The 14,958-nt window shown below is 46.1% G+C and carries 9 protein-coding genes and 1 riboswitch; of the genes, 6 read left to right on the top strand and 3 right to left on the bottom strand.

Features of this window, described 5'->3' with window-relative positions; genetic code table 11:
- Positions 1–287: 287 nt before the first annotated feature.
- Together recC and AB6C75_RS00385 are read right to left on the bottom strand one after the other, a co-directional pair.
- Positions 288–3,764 carry an exodeoxyribonuclease V subunit gamma gene (gene recC / locus AB6C75_RS00390; RefSeq protein WP_372106358.1) on the bottom strand — a complete coding sequence of 1,159 codons (3,477 nt, stop codon included), beginning with the start codon at positions 3,762–3,764 and terminating at the stop codon, positions 288–290.
- A 127-nt stretch (positions 3,765–3,891) separates the two neighbouring features.
- Positions 3,892–4,887: a TDT family transporter gene (locus tag AB6C75_RS00385; protein WP_372106356.1), complete on the bottom strand. Its 996-nt coding sequence runs from the start codon at positions 4,885–4,887 to the stop codon at positions 3,892–3,894.
- Positions 4,888–5,048: 161 nt separating this feature from the next.
- On the opposite strand from AB6C75_RS00385, the gene AB6C75_RS00380 reads away from it, so the two are divergent.
- From AB6C75_RS00380 to dapD, 6 genes are all read left to right on the top strand, one after another.
- Entirely contained in the window at positions 5,049–5,945 is an 897-nt protein-coding gene (locus tag AB6C75_RS00380) for a LysR family transcriptional regulator (RefSeq protein WP_009848350.1), read from the top strand.
- An 89-nt stretch (positions 5,946–6,034) separates the two neighbouring features.
- Positions 6,035–6,328, top strand: coding sequence for a YebG family protein (locus tag AB6C75_RS00375; RefSeq protein WP_004735185.1), 294 nt, complete (start codon positions 6,035–6,037; stop codon positions 6,326–6,328).
- 154 nt (positions 6,329–6,482) lie between these two features.
- Positions 6,483–6,566: riboswitch (Fluoride riboswitch) on the top strand.
- A 194-nt stretch (positions 6,567–6,760) separates the two neighbouring features.
- Positions 6,761–7,453: an iron-sulfur cluster assembly scaffold protein gene (locus AB6C75_RS00370; RefSeq protein ID WP_372106353.1), complete on the top strand. Its 693-nt coding sequence runs from the start codon at positions 6,761–6,763 to the stop codon at positions 7,451–7,453.
- A 23-nt stretch (positions 7,454–7,476) separates the two neighbouring features.
- Complete coding sequence (locus tag AB6C75_RS00365; RefSeq protein ID WP_017098031.1) at positions 7,477–8,466, top strand: GGGtGRT protein; 990 nt, start codon at positions 7,477–7,479, stop codon at positions 8,464–8,466.
- Between the two features lie 229 nt (positions 8,467–8,695).
- The gene (locus AB6C75_RS00360) at positions 8,696–9,337 is read left to right on the top strand and encodes a MarC family protein (protein WP_009848347.1); all 642 of its coding nucleotides are present in this window, start codon (positions 8,696–8,698) and stop codon (positions 9,335–9,337) included.
- 264 nt (positions 9,338–9,601) lie between these two features.
- Positions 9,602–10,633 (top strand): 2,3,4,5-tetrahydropyridine-2,6-dicarboxylate N-succinyltransferase, encoded by a 1,032-nt coding sequence (gene dapD / locus AB6C75_RS00355; RefSeq protein ID WP_009848346.1) that lies wholly within the window; start codon positions 9,602–9,604, stop codon positions 10,631–10,633.
- Between the two features lie 172 nt (positions 10,634–10,805).
- Here dapD and purL read toward each other — a convergent pair whose 3' ends face one another.
- On the bottom strand, positions 10,806–14,720 hold the full coding sequence (gene purL, locus AB6C75_RS00350; protein WP_372106350.1) for a phosphoribosylformylglycinamidine synthase: 3,915 nt from the start codon (positions 14,718–14,720) through the stop codon (positions 10,806–10,808).
- Positions 14,721–14,958 lie beyond the last annotated feature (238 nt).

Genomic DNA, 14,958 nt, shown 5'->3' with positions numbered 1-14,958 from the left:
ATTCAGATCGCCTCGCTACTATGCGCCCACGAGTTCAGGAGCGCGTACGAGTTTTGTACTTTCCGGCGCTACTTTGAACCACAGAATAATGGTCCCTCTGACCTGTGGCCGTACAGCGAACGCCCTACACTAATAATGATTTACTGGCGGCCACTTTATTTCCTGTACCTTGCTTCACTTCGATTCCCTTCACCTTGAAAGCAAGCACCCCAAATGCTGACCAGCGACTCTCTTTCGTCTTCTATTAATTCAGCGCGCACGCTATTGATCTTGTCGATCACAGCCACTTACTCCTGCTCTTCCAGATCGGCAGCAGCCAACCTTGCCGCCTGTAGCACAAGCGTTGAATACATACGCGACTCAGTAGCCAGTTCATCATCCCACTTAGACCAAATACGTGAGATGTAGGTATCTCTGCCCTCGCCCGTGAAAGCGAAGCTATCATTAAAAGTATCGGCCATTTTCTTAAGTGACTTTTCTTCGTCATCGACCCATTTACCACGACTAAAGCCAGCCTCAACGCCAGCCAATGCGGTTTTCGGGAAGTAAGGTAGCGGTGCTGTCATGCCTTGATAAAACAGTCGCACTAATTCAGCCAACAAGCTCTTCGCCTGCTGCGCATCGCCGATAGGCTGTAGCGTTTGGTGAACAACGCCCTCTTTTCTGTCATAGCCAATAATATGGGTCGTTTTTCCGTGCCCCATCACAGCGCAGGATAGATGATCAATCCACGCAGCCAAGTAATCTTGAGAGCGTATTTTTCCGCTACGGAAACGAACTAGACCCGATTGATAGTTTTGAGTTAACCAACCCATCAAGCGAACAGGTTTACCTTCGCCTAACACATCAAATTCGATATTCACTTCGAGATCTTGTTGCGGCGAGCCGCTCACAAATCGAATCTCTTTAGCTAAGTCTTCCGCTTGAACACGGTTGGTTTCAAACTCGATATCACCAAAGGCGCCAACCGGTAATCGGCCCTGTGCTTTTTGCTCAGAGACAAACAGTCGCACTGCTTCGTCTGCGCCTTCAGGGTGGTCTAGCAGCACTTGCAGCAAAGCATCCTTAAGTTGGAAACTCTCTAAACCATTAAGTACAAATGGCTCATCGTCTTCCATCACAGGAAGTGGCGGCTCAAATACCACTTTTAGGCGGCGATTAAAGAAGTACTGCACTGGCAAACGCCAAAAACGCTGTAACTCAACCAAATCGAGTTCTAACGGGTACGTCGCACCCAACAAATAGTCATCCAACGCACGATTGAATTCACCACTGCGTTCACCGGTACGGTTAGCCGCTGGAAGCCACTCTTTGGCGTAACTCAGCACATGGCTCGCATTACCTTGAGTAAACGCAGCAGGGCTGAACGGTGTCATGGTGTGTTCAAAGCTGATCGCTTGAGTCAGCTTGATGCCTGAATCATCACTTGGTAAGGCTTGGTCGTCACTCAAACAGTAGTTCTGTTGGCAGTATTCAATCAACTCTGAAACCAATACCGATGGCACTCGCTCAGTATTATCCTGAATCGAACGGCCGACATAGCTGATGTACAAACACTCTTGTGCTGACATCATCGCCTCTAAGAATAGATAGCGGTCATCATCACGGCGAGAACGATCCCCTGGTCGTGTGCGCCCGTTCATTAGATCAAAACCTTCTGGTGGCATTGAGCGAGGGTAAACACCATCGTTCATTCCCAATAGACAAACGGTTTTGAAAGGAATAGAACGCATCGGCATCAAGGTACAAAAGTTAACTTGGCCTGCTAAAAAACGCTGACTAATACGTGCACCCGATAACTTATTATTGAGGTACTGATAGATAATGCTTGGCGACAACTCTTGTTCATACAAGGCATCATCAAGCTGTTCATTCAGTTGCGAAAGCGCATCACGTATCGACTTAAGCACCACCTCGCCTTCCAGTTCAACCGCAAAGAAATCATCAATCATTTGCAGCAAGATTTCACGCCACATATCGATAGATTGAGTTTCAGTTAAGCGTTGACGGTAATGGGCAATACGATCGATAAAGTGAGCTAACTTACCTGCAAGTTCGGCGTTAATGCCTTGAACTTCGTTATAAGCGGCAATCGGAGAGTGTTCAGTTTCAAACAAACCTGCAGAGTCTGACATCGCATAACCCAATAGCATGCGCTGAATGCCGAATAGCCAAGTATTTTGCTCGGTCGCAGGTAAATCAAATTCTGTCGCCGTTGAAGCATCGACACCCCAACGGATACCCGCTTCTTCAACCCATTGCTTGGCTTGCTCGAATTGAAACTCGTCAATACCAAAGCGTGCCATCATCGCAGGAATTTCTAACAGCTCTAGCAACTCAGAAGCTAGACAGCGCGTGTTTGGTAGCGCGACTAACTGCATGAAGGCGGTCAGAATTGGGCTTTCTTGGTCTGCGGTTCTATCAGAGATCGAGTAAGGGATATAACGCTCACCCGGTGCATTACCAAATACCGCCTGAATCGCTGGGCTATAAGCATTAATGTCAGACACCATCACGATGATATCGCGTGGTTTCAGAGTCGGGTTGGCATCAAACATCGCCAACAACTGATCATGAAGGACTTCAACCTCACGCATTGGGCTATGACACGCATGTACGGTTAGAGAGCGATCGCCAAGTTCAACAACCTGTTTATGGTTACTGGAATCTAATATGTGGTCGTCTTGATGTTCTTCTAACTGGAGAATATCGGCTTGCAGTTGATGCAATAGGTTATCTCTCTCAACATCAATAAAGAACTCATGCTCTTCGCAGTCTGATTGAGATAGTAAAAACAGGTTATCTCTGCCCAGTTTCCCCATAGACGCAAGTAAACTATTACCCACGGCTTGGCTGGTATGCAGTTCGTCTTCAATATTAGCTTCAATGCCATCTTTCAATGGTGAAGTTTCACCCTCCAATTTAGGTAAACCATCAACCAACGCAAACTGCTTACGACGCTGGGCTTCAACTCTTGCCAAATATTTACGGTCGCGAATATCGCCCCAGTAATGTTGGCAAGGGTTGGTAAACATCAAGTGCACATCAATCTGCTCACCGAGTGCTTTCAACGCATCCATGTAACGAGGAGGCAACGAAGAGATACCAAACACAAATAAGCGTTTAGGCAGATGTTGCAATTGACCTTGTTGCTTGGCTAGCGCTTCAATGAAGTCGTGGTACAAGTTCCCACGGTGGTATTTTGATTGGCCTTGAGACAGGGTTTGCTCATAGAGTGCTTGCCACAAAATCGGTTGCCAAGGGTGAGCTTGCTGCCCTTCATCATCGACCAATTCAGCAACGGGCTCTCCCGCTTCCCACATCGCCATCCATTCAGGTCGATACACCAAGTAGCCATCGAAGATATCGGCAATTTTCTCTGCTAATTGGTACAGCTTCGAATCATCTTCGTCGTTTTCAAGGTAGCGTTGTAGAGGTAAAAAATCAGGGTGGTCAAGCTTAGCGGGTAGCAAACTCATCAGCTTCCATGTCATCGCTTCCTTGTTAAAAGCACTGCGTTTAGGTACATCAGGAAGCACTTGGGTAAACATATCCCAAATGAAGGTTGCTGGAAGTGGGAAATCGATATTTGCTGCTACGCCAAACTCTTTGGCGAGTTCCATCTTAAGCCATTGAGACATGCCTGGGCTCTGAACCAAGATCTGCTCTTTTTCGAAAGGATTGGCCAAAGGGTCACTTTTAATTAAGTGAACGAGAAGGATTTTTAAAGTATCGACTTTATTGGAATGGTAAACAGTAAACAAAGTGCACTCACGCTAATCTTGCCACAATATAAAGCCAGATTAGCATAAGTGCCGTGTTTGGATTAGGAATATAAGCTTATGAAATACTGAAAACTTAAGGTCCGTTTATCTTTTGAACTATTGCTTCTTACAATCTACTGCCTACCGCACTTAGAACACGGTGAGGTTTGTAATTCATGTAATAACGAACCGCCACATAACCCACTACAAACGTTGCCATAATCAATTCTAGATACGCTAGGTTGAACACTTGCTCCACATAGTGAGCTTCCACACCAACAGTTTGCATCCAAGCCGCCAATTTGAATAACGCCGTTGCACCAATCACGATTGGGAAGGTAAACGCCGCATAGCCAGGGCTGAATGGCAGACGAAGTAGTTTGAAAAACGCGATGTAGATAATAAACGTCATCAACACCGCGATACCAAATAGCAAACCAATGATCACTGGCGAAGGATTTGCCGTCACCGTTAGGTAGCCAGCTAAAGATAGACTTGCTGGTGCCGCCATAATCGCAATGGTTGGTTTTGCTGCGTCAGGCACTTCATGAGAGAAGATCAAACGGTAGATCATGAGCGGTAGCATTACGGCGTAAACCAATAAGCCAAAGACTAAAGTCGCGTGAGCAACAGGTTCTAAGATCGAGTTACCTGAAAAAGAAACGTCAGCCACGATAATACCGATTGGTGGCACAAACCAACTTGGTACCATGTGGTGAATCTCAAAGTTTTTAGCTCTGTGGTATAAGAAGCTCACCAAGAACACGACATGTAACGCTACCGAAGCGAGCCACACAGCTTCTTGTAAGAATTGAGAGATTGGAGCCAAAGACGCTGACACCACCATGCACCCCATCGCAAATGTGGGTACCACACTACCGACAACAGGGTGAGCAAGGTCTTCACGTAATAAGTGGCCGTGAATCAAAAATTTCACAGCTAAAACAAGAAGTAATACCGCCGCAATGCCAGCACTGATCCACTGCACCAAACCCGGAGTGTGTAAAGTACCTTGTGCGACTAAAACACCATCCCAACACCAGCCTAAGCTTGCAATTGCGAGTGCTAACCCTGCCATGGGTGTTGGAGCTCCTGTTAATCTATATTTAATACGTTGAATCATGTCAGCCTCTCTTAAACTTAATTCACTAAACTTGTGAACTCATCAGCTTGTTGAAGCCATAATACGCTTGCGCTTCGTTAAACAATATCCAATTATATATAACAAGTGTTCATTAATACTGAACGACATCTTTCCACCAGCAGCGTAAAACTAGGAACCTGATGGCTAATATTTCAATCAAACAACTCAAAGTGTTTGTCACCATTACCCAGCATTCGACGCTTACCGCCGCATCGGAAGCGCTATTTCTGTCTAAAGCCGCGGTCAGCATGGCGCTGGGCGAAATGGAGAAACAGTTAGGTCACTCTCTATTTGACCGGGTCAACAACCGATTAATTCTCAATCAAGAAGGACAAAAACTACTTCCTTTGGCTGACGAGATTCTTCATAGAGCCGCAGGTATCGATGTTTTGTTCCGAGATGACCAACCATTAAGTGGCAATTTAAAGGTTGGCGCGAGTGACACGATTGGTAATCAGGTCGCACCGTTTATTCTGTCTGGCTTTCGCGAGCTAACTCAGCATCAAGATCAGAGCTTATTCATTTCAAACAGTGCGCTGATCTGCCAAAAGTTGGTGGATTATGAACTGGATATCGCGTTAATTGAAGGAAAAACACTCCATCCGGAGTTGATCTCTAGCCAGTTCAGTAGCGATGAAATGTGTATTATTGTTAGTAATCAACACCCTCTCAATTCAAAAGAAAAAGTGATTTTAAGCGATTTAGAAGATAGTCATTGGATTTTACGTGAGTCTGGTTCAGGCACTCGCGAGTTTTTCCTGCGTGCCGTCGCACCACGCATCGAACATTGGTATGAATCCTTTGAGCTCAACACGACTGAGGCGATCATCAATTCTGTTTCTGCCAATCTTGGATTCGCGTGTTTATCACGGCTGGCTGCGCAACGAGCAATTGACTCAGGCAGAGTGAAAGCACTCGATGTCCCACTCGACATGAAACGACGTTTCTGGATGCTGGTTCACAAAGACAAATACCAGAGCCCACTGCTGAAATCTTTCATGAGTTATTGTGAAGACTGGGCTACACATCAAGATTGAGGCCGCATTGTTAGGGCTCCAACTGGACTTTTAACATCAGAAACTGTATAAAAAGCCAGTGAAATTTTATCAAACTTAGAGGATTAACCATGGCTGTTATCGTCAAGTACGTGGTCGAACGCAACGGAGAAGAGAAAATGACTTTTACCTCTAAAGCCGAAGCTGACGCATACGACAAAATGCTGGATATGGCTGATGAGCTTTTTGAACTATTAAGCAAAAGCGATTTAGTTGAAGATGAAGGCAAGCAAGAAGAGCTTGCAATGTACCTAGCGAAGAACAAAGAAGAAGTTCTTTACGCATTAGGTGCTAAGCGTAAACCAGCTCCGAAAAAAGAAAAGAAGCTTGAAGCTGTTGAAGACGCAGAAGAAGATGCCGCTTAATTAGCTGAAGTTTTCTAAAAAACGTCAATAATGTCTCTAATCAGAGCTCGTTATTGGCGTTTTTTTATACTTATCGAAATATAATGAACTCTGTTTATAGTCGAAATCGCTCTAAACATTCGCTTGCACAAAAGTGTGATTAAGATCTAATCTATAGCCATCAGGTGATGGGGTTCCACCTAAGCTTTTGCTTCAACCGCCCGTTCTTTTGAACCGTGCTAATGACTCCTACAGAATCGAAAACAGGTAATACTGTTGGATGTATCGCTATTCCTCCATTTTGGAATGGACTTAGTCTATTAAGACCGAGCTTCATGACACCTTTGGATGATCGATACTCAAGATCTGTAGTGAATTAGCCGCACCTCTTCCAACACGTCCTGTTTTCTCAACGCCCTAGGTCTTAAATGGCTCTATCAGTGAGAAAACATTATGCACTACTCTTCAGAAATTCAATCAATGTGCCCTATTCAAAGGGGTGATCTTCACACTTCAGCGCCAATTCCAGTTGAAGGCACCATGGTTAGCCCAAAAGATGTCATCGCTATTTCTGGTTTAAGCCATGGCGTAGGCACTTGTGCACCACAACAAGGTGCAGCAAAACTAACGCTGAACGTAAAAAACGGCATCATCGAAGAAGCGCTAATCGAAACGATTGGTTGTTCAGGCATGACTCAATCAGCCGCGATGGCAGCCGAAATCCTCACAGGAAGAACCATTCTTGAAGCTCTGAATACTGACTTGGTGTGTGATGCAATCAACGTAGCGATGCGTGAAATCTTTCTGCAATTCGTTTACGGTCGAACTCAATCCGCATTCTCTGAAGGCGGCCTAGAAATTGGCGCAGCATTGGAAGACTTAGGTCAAACACAACGTAGCCAAGTAGGCACCAGCTATTCAACTTCAGCGAAAGGCGTTCGTTACCTAGAGCTTGCAGAAGGCTACGTGACCAAGCTTGCACTTGATGACCATAGCGAAGTGATTGGCTACGAATATCTCAACCTCGGCAAAATGATGAAGGCGATTAATCAAGGCGTGTCAGCCAATGAAGCAGCAGACCTTGCTATGGGAACCTACGGTCGCTTCGATGAAGCCGTTACCACCATTAACCCACGCCAACACTAATTTTGCCAATTTAGAGGAAAGATATGATGAACACTCAATTTAATGAATCGGTAACTCGCGTATTGGCAGAAATGAACTTCGACTCTTTAGAGCAAGCGAACCAATACTGCAAAGCCCACAACGTTGATCCAAAAGCCTTGGTGATGGACACCCAGCCTATCGCTTTTGAAAGCGCTGCCGATGCTTATATCCTTGGTTCAGCACTGGCGCTATTTCGCAAAGCCACCAGCGCAGAACAAGCAGCGAATATCATTGGTGAAGGCCTTCAAGCATTCACCAAACCCGGCAGTGTTGCTGAGCAACGCCAGGTCGGTATTGGCCACGGTGCATTGGCTGCACGTCTTCTCAATGAAGAGAGTCACTGCTTTGCTTTCCTTGCGGGCCATGAATCTTTTGCTGCTGCAGAAGGTGCGATTAAAATCGCACTCAACGTCAACAAATCACGTCACAACCCATTGAAGGTAATACTCAATGGTCTAGGTAAAGATGCAGCTTACTTAATTTCTCGCATCAATGGTTTTACCTATGTTCGCACTCAATATGATTACCAAACAGGTGAGCTTGTTGAAACCGAACGTCGCCGCTTCTCACAAGGCCCTCGCGGAGAGATCTTGTGTTACGGCGCTGATGATGTACGTGAAGGCGTGGCAATCATGCACCGAGAAGAAGTGGATGTGAGTATTACGGGTAACTCAACTAACCCAACGCGCTTCCAACACCCTGTTGCAGGTATCTACAAAGCAGAGCGTACTCGCCAAGGTTTACCTTACTTCTCAGTTGCTTCAGGCGGCGGTACAGGTAGAACATTGCACCCAGATAACGTGGCAGCAGGCCCTGCGTCTTACGGCATGACAGATACTATGGGTAGAATGCACGCTGATGCTCAGTTCGCAGGTAGCTCTTCTGTTCCTGCTCACGTGGCAATGATGGGCTTCATCGGTATGGGTAACAATCCAATGGTCGGTGCGACGGTTGCATTGGCTGTAGCAGTAAGCGAATCTCAAAACGCATAACGACAACGTTGAGCGCCACGATCTATCTATAGAATAGAGTCAGTTGACTGAGAAACAAGCAATAACAAACGACCAAAACTCTACACCTATCACTAAAACCAAACAGCCAGCCTTATGCTGGCTGTTTTTTATTCACACTTGCTCTACTATCTATTTCTAATAATTATTTGTATCTAAGATTAAATACACAAACTATTAGTATTTAACTGCATCTTTTCAAAGGAATAATATGAAAGAGCTCATCATTCATACCATTACCGTGTTCATGGGCTTTTTTGCCATCATGAACCCAATAGCTAATACGCCAATTTTTCTTGGATTAACCGGTGACAATGACAGGGAAACCGTCAAATCGATCGCTTTCCGTTCAGTGTTTATCGCATTCATCATCGTCAGTACTTTTGCACTCTCTGGCAAACTGATCTTTGACCTCTTTGGTATCACACTTTACGCACTTCGCATCACAGGCGGCATTTTGGTCTTTTTGATTGGCTTCCACATGCTGCAAGGTGATTCAACACACGCCAAAGCAAAAGAGAAAGTGAACTCAGACGCCCAGAAAGACGCTGCTCTAAGTATCGCCGTCTCACCACTTGCAATGCCAATTCTCGCAGGCCCCGGCACCATTGCCACTGCGATGAACTTTGCCAGTACCGAGGGGGTCTATGAAACCATCATAACCATCGTCGCTTTCGGCCTACTATGTACCCTAACCTATGTCTTATTTGTATTCGGCGAGCGATTTGTTAAAGCTGTCGGACCAAGTGCATTGAACGTGATAACCCGAATGATGGGTTTAATACTCGCCGTTATCGGTATGCAGATGTTGATTGAAGGGATTGAGCAGGCTTATAAAGCGCTATTTATCTAAAGAGTGATGTTCATTTAAAGAACGTTGGTTATCTAACTTTGATATCAAATTTTGTTGAATTGCATCATTTTCTCATTGCAGAAAACTATCTCCAGAAAGACAAGCAATATCATTTTACAGACTTTATCCCGATGCGCCCTTTCATAACGAGGGCGCTCTCTTTATGATGAACGCAATTAAATTAACTTTGCTAACGGCAGCGCTTGTTATTCGAGCCGCTGTTATGAAATAGCAAAATCAAGACTCAACACATGGAGATTCAACATGGCTTACTTTTCACTAGCCTTCGGTACGGCAACCAAAAACCGCGACAATAAAATCATTGAAGCGTTCTTCCCTAACCCACTTCTAAACCCAAGCGACGCTCTTGTTGCGGCTGTTGGTGAAGTTGCAGGTTACACTGAAGGCAACCAAGCTATCGAAATCTCTGCTGCACAAAGCGCAGAACTAGCGAAAGCATTCGCAGCAAACGACGATGCAGCAAACGCATCTTTCGCAGAAAAAGCAGCAGCATCTGAGCAACCTCTTGTTCTTGTTGTTCTTGCGACTGACGAGAAGCCAGCATCAGTTGCTGAAGGCTTCCTTAAGCTGCAACTGATCTCTAACCGCCTAGTTCAACCACACGGTACGGTACTAGACGGTATCTTCGGTCTACTGCACAACATCGCATGGACTAACGAAGGCCCTATCGATCTTCCTGAGCTGGCTGAGCGTCAAATCGAAGCTCGCCTAGCGGGTCGCGCTCTGTCTGTAGATTGCGTAGACAAGTTCCCTAAAATGGTAGATTACGTGGTACCAACAGGTATTCGTATTGCTGACACTTCTCGTGTTCGTCTTGGCGCACACGTAGGCGAAGGCACAACAGTAATGCACGAAGGTTTCATCAACTTCAATGCAGGTACTACCGGTGTGAGCATGGTTGAAGGTCGTATCTCTGCAGGTGTGGTTGTAGGTAACGGTTCTGATATCGGCGGCGGCGCTTCTATCATGGGTACTCTGTCTGGTGGCGGTACTATGGTTATCTCTATCGGCGAAAACTGCCTACTAGGCGCAAATGCGGGTCTTGGCTTCCCAATGGGCGATCGTTGTACGGTTGAGTCTGGTCTTTACGTGACTGCGGGTACTAAGGTTCGCATGTTAGATAAAGAAGGCAACGAAGTAGAAATCATTAAAGCTCGTGACCTTGCTGGCGTTTCTGACCTTCTGTTCCGTCGTAACTCGATTACTGGCCAAATTGAATGTCTAGCGAACAAGTCTGCTGTTGAACTGAACAGCGAGCTACACAGCAACAACTAATCTAAACGCTAGATGCTAAATTACTAGAGACTAAACACGACGAAGCCGTTGGGATTGAATCCAACGGCTTTTTTGATCCTAGCTCTATAAACATCAAACCTAACAAAAAAGCGCAGACCTTTAGGTCTGCGCTTTTATTAGCTTTTAAAACTATTCGGTTTAGTGAACCAGATTAACCCACATTCTTACGTGCGTTTTGGAACATACGCATCCAAGCGCCATTCTCGCCCCAACCTTCTGGAGACCAAGAGTTAGCAACCGTACGGAATACACGCTCTGGGTGAGGCATCATGATAGTCACACGGCCATCCGTCGTTGTTAAACCAGTGATAGCGTTTGGCGAACCGTTCGGGTTATTCGGGTATTGCTGCGTTTGGTTACCGTTGTTATCAACGTAACGTAGAGCAACCGTACCTGAATTTTCAATCGCGTTTAGGTGGTCGTTGTCACGCACTTCTACGCGGCCTTCGCCGTGAGAAACAGCGATTGGCATACGAGAACCTTCCATGCCGTTGAAGAATACAGAATCAGACTTCTGAACTTCAACTAGGCTGAAACGTGCTTCAAAACGCTCAGATTCGTTGCGAACGAAACGTGGCCAGTACTCTGCACCAGGGATAAGTTCACGCAGGTTAGACAACATCTGACAACCGTTACACACACCTAGAGAGAAAGTATCTTCACGCTTGAAGAAGTTTTCAAATTGGTCACGAGTAGAGTCGTTAAATAGAACCGACTTAGCCCAACCTTCACCAGCGCCCAGTACATCACCGTAAGAGAAACCACCACAAGCCACAAGGCCGTTGTACTCTTCCAGTACCGCTTGACCCGTTAGGATGTCGCTCATGTGAATATCAGTTGCTTCGAAGCCTGCACGGTCAAATGCGGCTGCCATTTCAACGTGAGAGTTAACACCCTGCTCACGTAGAATCGCCATTTTAGGCTTAGCACCCGTGTTGATGTAAGGAGCAGCAATGTCTTCATTTACGTCGAAGCTTAGTTTCACGTTCAGACCTGGGTCTGAGTTGTCTTTCTTCGCTTCGTGCTCTTGGTCTGCACAGATTGGGTTATCACGTAGACCTTGCATCTTGTGCGTAGTTTCAGCCCAAATAGTACGTAGTTCAGTACGGTTACGCTCAATCACTACAGACTCGCCAGACTTAATCACTAGCTCATCAGATGCTTCAACAGAACCGATTACGTGTGAACACGCTTCTAAACCGTTTGCTGCAAGAGTAGAAAGAACAGCGTCTAGGTCATCGTTACGAACTTGGATTACCGCACCTAGCTCTTCGTTGAAGAGTGCTGCTAACGTATCTTCGCTGTTCTCTGATGCAGATAAAAGCGCTGCAATATCAGCATTAACACCACAGTGACCTGCGAACGCCATTTCAGCTAGCGTTACGAACAGACCGCCATCGCCTTTATCGTGGTAAGCGACAACTTGGTCGTTTGCTACAAGTGCTTGAACGCCTTCGTAGAAACCTTTTAGTTGCGCTGCGTTGTCTACGTCTGCTGGCTTGTCACCAAGCTGCTTGTAAACTTGTGCTAGTGCTGTCGCACCCATGCGGTTTTTGCCGTTACCTAGGTCGATAAGAACTAGTGAAGTATCACCTTTGTCAATGCGAAGCTGAGGCGTAATTGTCTTACGAACATCTTCAACACGTGCGAACGCAGTGATAACAAGAGATAGCGGAGACGTTACTTCTTTCTGCTCGCCATTCTCTTCCCACTTAGTCTTCATCGACATTGAGTCTTTACCCACAGGGATAGTTAGACCCAGTGCCGGACATAGCTCTTCACCCACGGCTTTAACCGCTTCGTAAAGACCAGCATCTTCACCTGGGTGACCCGCTGGAGACATCCAGTTAGCTGACAATTTAATGTGTTTGATATCGCCGATGTTCGTCGCTGCGATGTTAGTGATTGCTTCACCAACCGCTAGACGAGCTGACGCGCCAAAGTCTAGAAGTGCTACTGGCGTACGCTCACCAAGAGACATAGCCTCACCGTGGTAAGAGTCGTAACTTGCTGCAGTTACTGCGCAGTTAGCAACTGGAACCTGCCATGGGCCAACCATTTGGTCACGAGCTACAAGGCCTGTTACCGAGCGGTCACCGATGGTGATAAGGAATGTTTTCTCTGCCACTGTTGGTAGGCGAAGAATACGGTCAACCGCTTCATTTAGTTCGATACCAGAACGATCAATCGCGGGGTTGTTCGCTTTTAGCGTTTTCGCGTCACGGTGCATCTTAGGCGTTTTACCTAATAGGATGTCCATAGGCATATCGATTGGCGTGTTGTCGAAGTGTGAATCTTCTAATTTAAGATCACGCTCTTCCGTTGCTTTACCAACCACGGCGTAAGGTGCACGTTCACGCTTACAAATCGCATCGAATGTTGCCATGTCTTTATCAGCAACCGCCATTACATAACGCTCTTGAGATTCGTTACACCAGATCTCAAGTGGGCTCATGCCCGGCTCATCGTTTGGCACGTCACGTAGGTTAAAGATACCGCCACGCTCGCCGTCGTCTACTAGCTCAGGAAGTGCATTCGAGATACCTCCCGCGCCCACATCGTGGATAAATGCGATTGGGTTCGCATCACCAAGCTGCCAACAACGGTCGATAACTTCCTGACAACGACGCTCCATCTCTGGGTTTTCACGTTGTACAGAAGCAAAATCTAAGTCTTCAGAAGAAGAACCAGAATCCATTGAAGATGCAGCACCGCCACCAAGGCCGATGTTCATTGCTGGACCGCCAAGAACGATTAGGCTTGCACCTACTGGGATCTCTTTCTTCTGAACATGATCATCACGAATGTTACCTAGACCACCAGCCAGCATGATTGGCTTGTGGTAACCACGTACTTCTTCACCTGCGTGAGAGTTTACTTTCTCTTCGTAAGTACGGAAGTAACCTAATAGGTTTGGACGACCAAATTCGTTGTTGAATGCTGCGCCACCAAGAGGACCTTCAAGCATGATATCCAAAGCAGTAACGATACGGCTTGGCTTGCCAAAGTCTGTTTCCCAAGGTTGAACGAAGTTCGGAATTTTCAGGTTAGATACAGAGAAAGCAACAAGGCCTGCTTTTGGCTTACCGCCAATACCAGTTGCGCCTTCATCGCGGATTTCACCGCCTGAACCTGTTGATGCACCCGGCCATGGAGAGATTGCCGTTGGGTGGTTGTGCGTTTCAACTTTCATCAAGATGTGTGTTTTTTCTTGGTGGTAGTTGTACTGGCGAGTTTCTGGATCTGGGAAGAAACGACCCACTTCAGAACCTGTCATTACCGCTGCGTTATCTTTATAAGCAGACAGAACGTGCTCTGGTGTCGTTTCAAAGGTGTTCTTAATCATCTTGAACAATGATTTTTCTTGCTTAACGCCATCGATAGTCCAATCAGCGTTAAAGATCTTGTGACGACAATGCTCTGAGTTCGCTTGTGCAAACATCATTAGTTCGATGTCAGTCGGGTTACGACCTAACTTCTCGGTGAAGCTTTCAAGAAGGTAATCGATCTCATCTTCTGCAAGTGCAAGACCTAGGGTAACGTTTGCTTTTTCAAGCGCTTTACGTCCGCCAGTTAATAGGTCAACTTCCGCATAAGGAGCAGGCTCAGCCACGGTAAATAGTGCCGCCGCTGATTCGAAGTCAGTGAAAACCACTTCCATCATACGGTCGTGCAGGATTGCTTTCAGCTCAACAAGTTGAAGCTCAGAAAGTTCAGCAGAGGTTTCAATGTAGAAAGCAGTACCGCGCTCTAGACGTGACACTTTAGCCAGTCCACAGTTGTGTGCGATATCTGTTGATTTTGAAGACCAAGGCGAGATAGTGCCCGGGCGTGGCGTTGCAAGCAGCAGTAAACCTTCAGGTTCATGCTCTTCAATCGTTGGACCGTAAGTCAGTAGCTTTTCTAGCTTCTCAACTTCAGACTCATCTAGGTCTGCCGTTAGATCAGCAAAGTGGGCAAACTCAGCGTAAATACCTGTTACAGGTAAGCTTAATTCACGACAAAGCTCTAAAAGCTTGTTAACACGAAACTCAGATAGAGCTGGGGAGCCACGCAAAATTCTCATGTGCTTAGGTCTCTTATGCAGTTGATTAAGGTAGTATTGGAATAAATTCAGTGGGTTATAGGAACAACCTAACTGTTTTCTTCGAAGCTATTCCCGAAGGTTGCCAAACCTATGCCGATTCCACCTCTTCAATGCGAGCGCATTATAAAGCATTTCTTTTTGTGACGTAACACCAAAAGCAACCGTTTGCGTGATTTTTTTTATCTTTATGCGTAAATGGTACTTTTGCTGCATTTAT

Origin of the sequence: Vibrio sp. 10N.237.312.B06, assembly GCF_041464685.1 — a bacterium.
GTDB lineage: Bacteria > Pseudomonadota > Gammaproteobacteria > Enterobacterales > Vibrionaceae > Vibrio > Vibrio tasmaniensis_A.
The sequence above is the reverse complement of the archived record's forward strand: the minus strand, read 5'-3'. Positions and strand labels throughout refer to the sequence as shown.

Excerpts from the sequence above, each read along its gene's own strand:
- AB6C75_RS00385 (WP_372106356.1), bottom strand. The coding sequence starts at position 4,887 with ATGATTCAACGTATTAAATATAGATTAACAGGAGCTCCAACACCCATG.
- AB6C75_RS00380 (WP_009848350.1), top strand. The coding sequence starts at position 5,049 with ATGGCTAATATTTCAATCAAACAACTCAAAGTGTTTGTCACCATTACC.
- AB6C75_RS00375 (WP_004735185.1), top strand. The coding sequence starts at position 6,035 with ATGGCTGTTATCGTCAAGTACGTGGTCGAACGCAACGGAGAAGAGAAA.
- AB6C75_RS00370 (WP_372106353.1), top strand. The coding sequence starts at position 6,761 with ATGCACTACTCTTCAGAAATTCAATCAATGTGCCCTATTCAAAGGGGT.
- AB6C75_RS00365 (WP_017098031.1), top strand. The coding sequence starts at position 7,477 with ATGATGAACACTCAATTTAATGAATCGGTAACTCGCGTATTGGCAGAA.
- AB6C75_RS00360 (WP_009848347.1), top strand. The coding sequence starts at position 8,696 with ATGAAAGAGCTCATCATTCATACCATTACCGTGTTCATGGGCTTTTTT.
- dapD (WP_009848346.1), top strand. The coding sequence starts at position 9,602 with ATGGCTTACTTTTCACTAGCCTTCGGTACGGCAACCAAAAACCGCGAC.
- purL (WP_372106350.1), bottom strand. The coding sequence starts at position 14,720 with ATGAGAATTTTGCGTGGCTCCCCAGCTCTATCTGAGTTTCGTGTTAAC.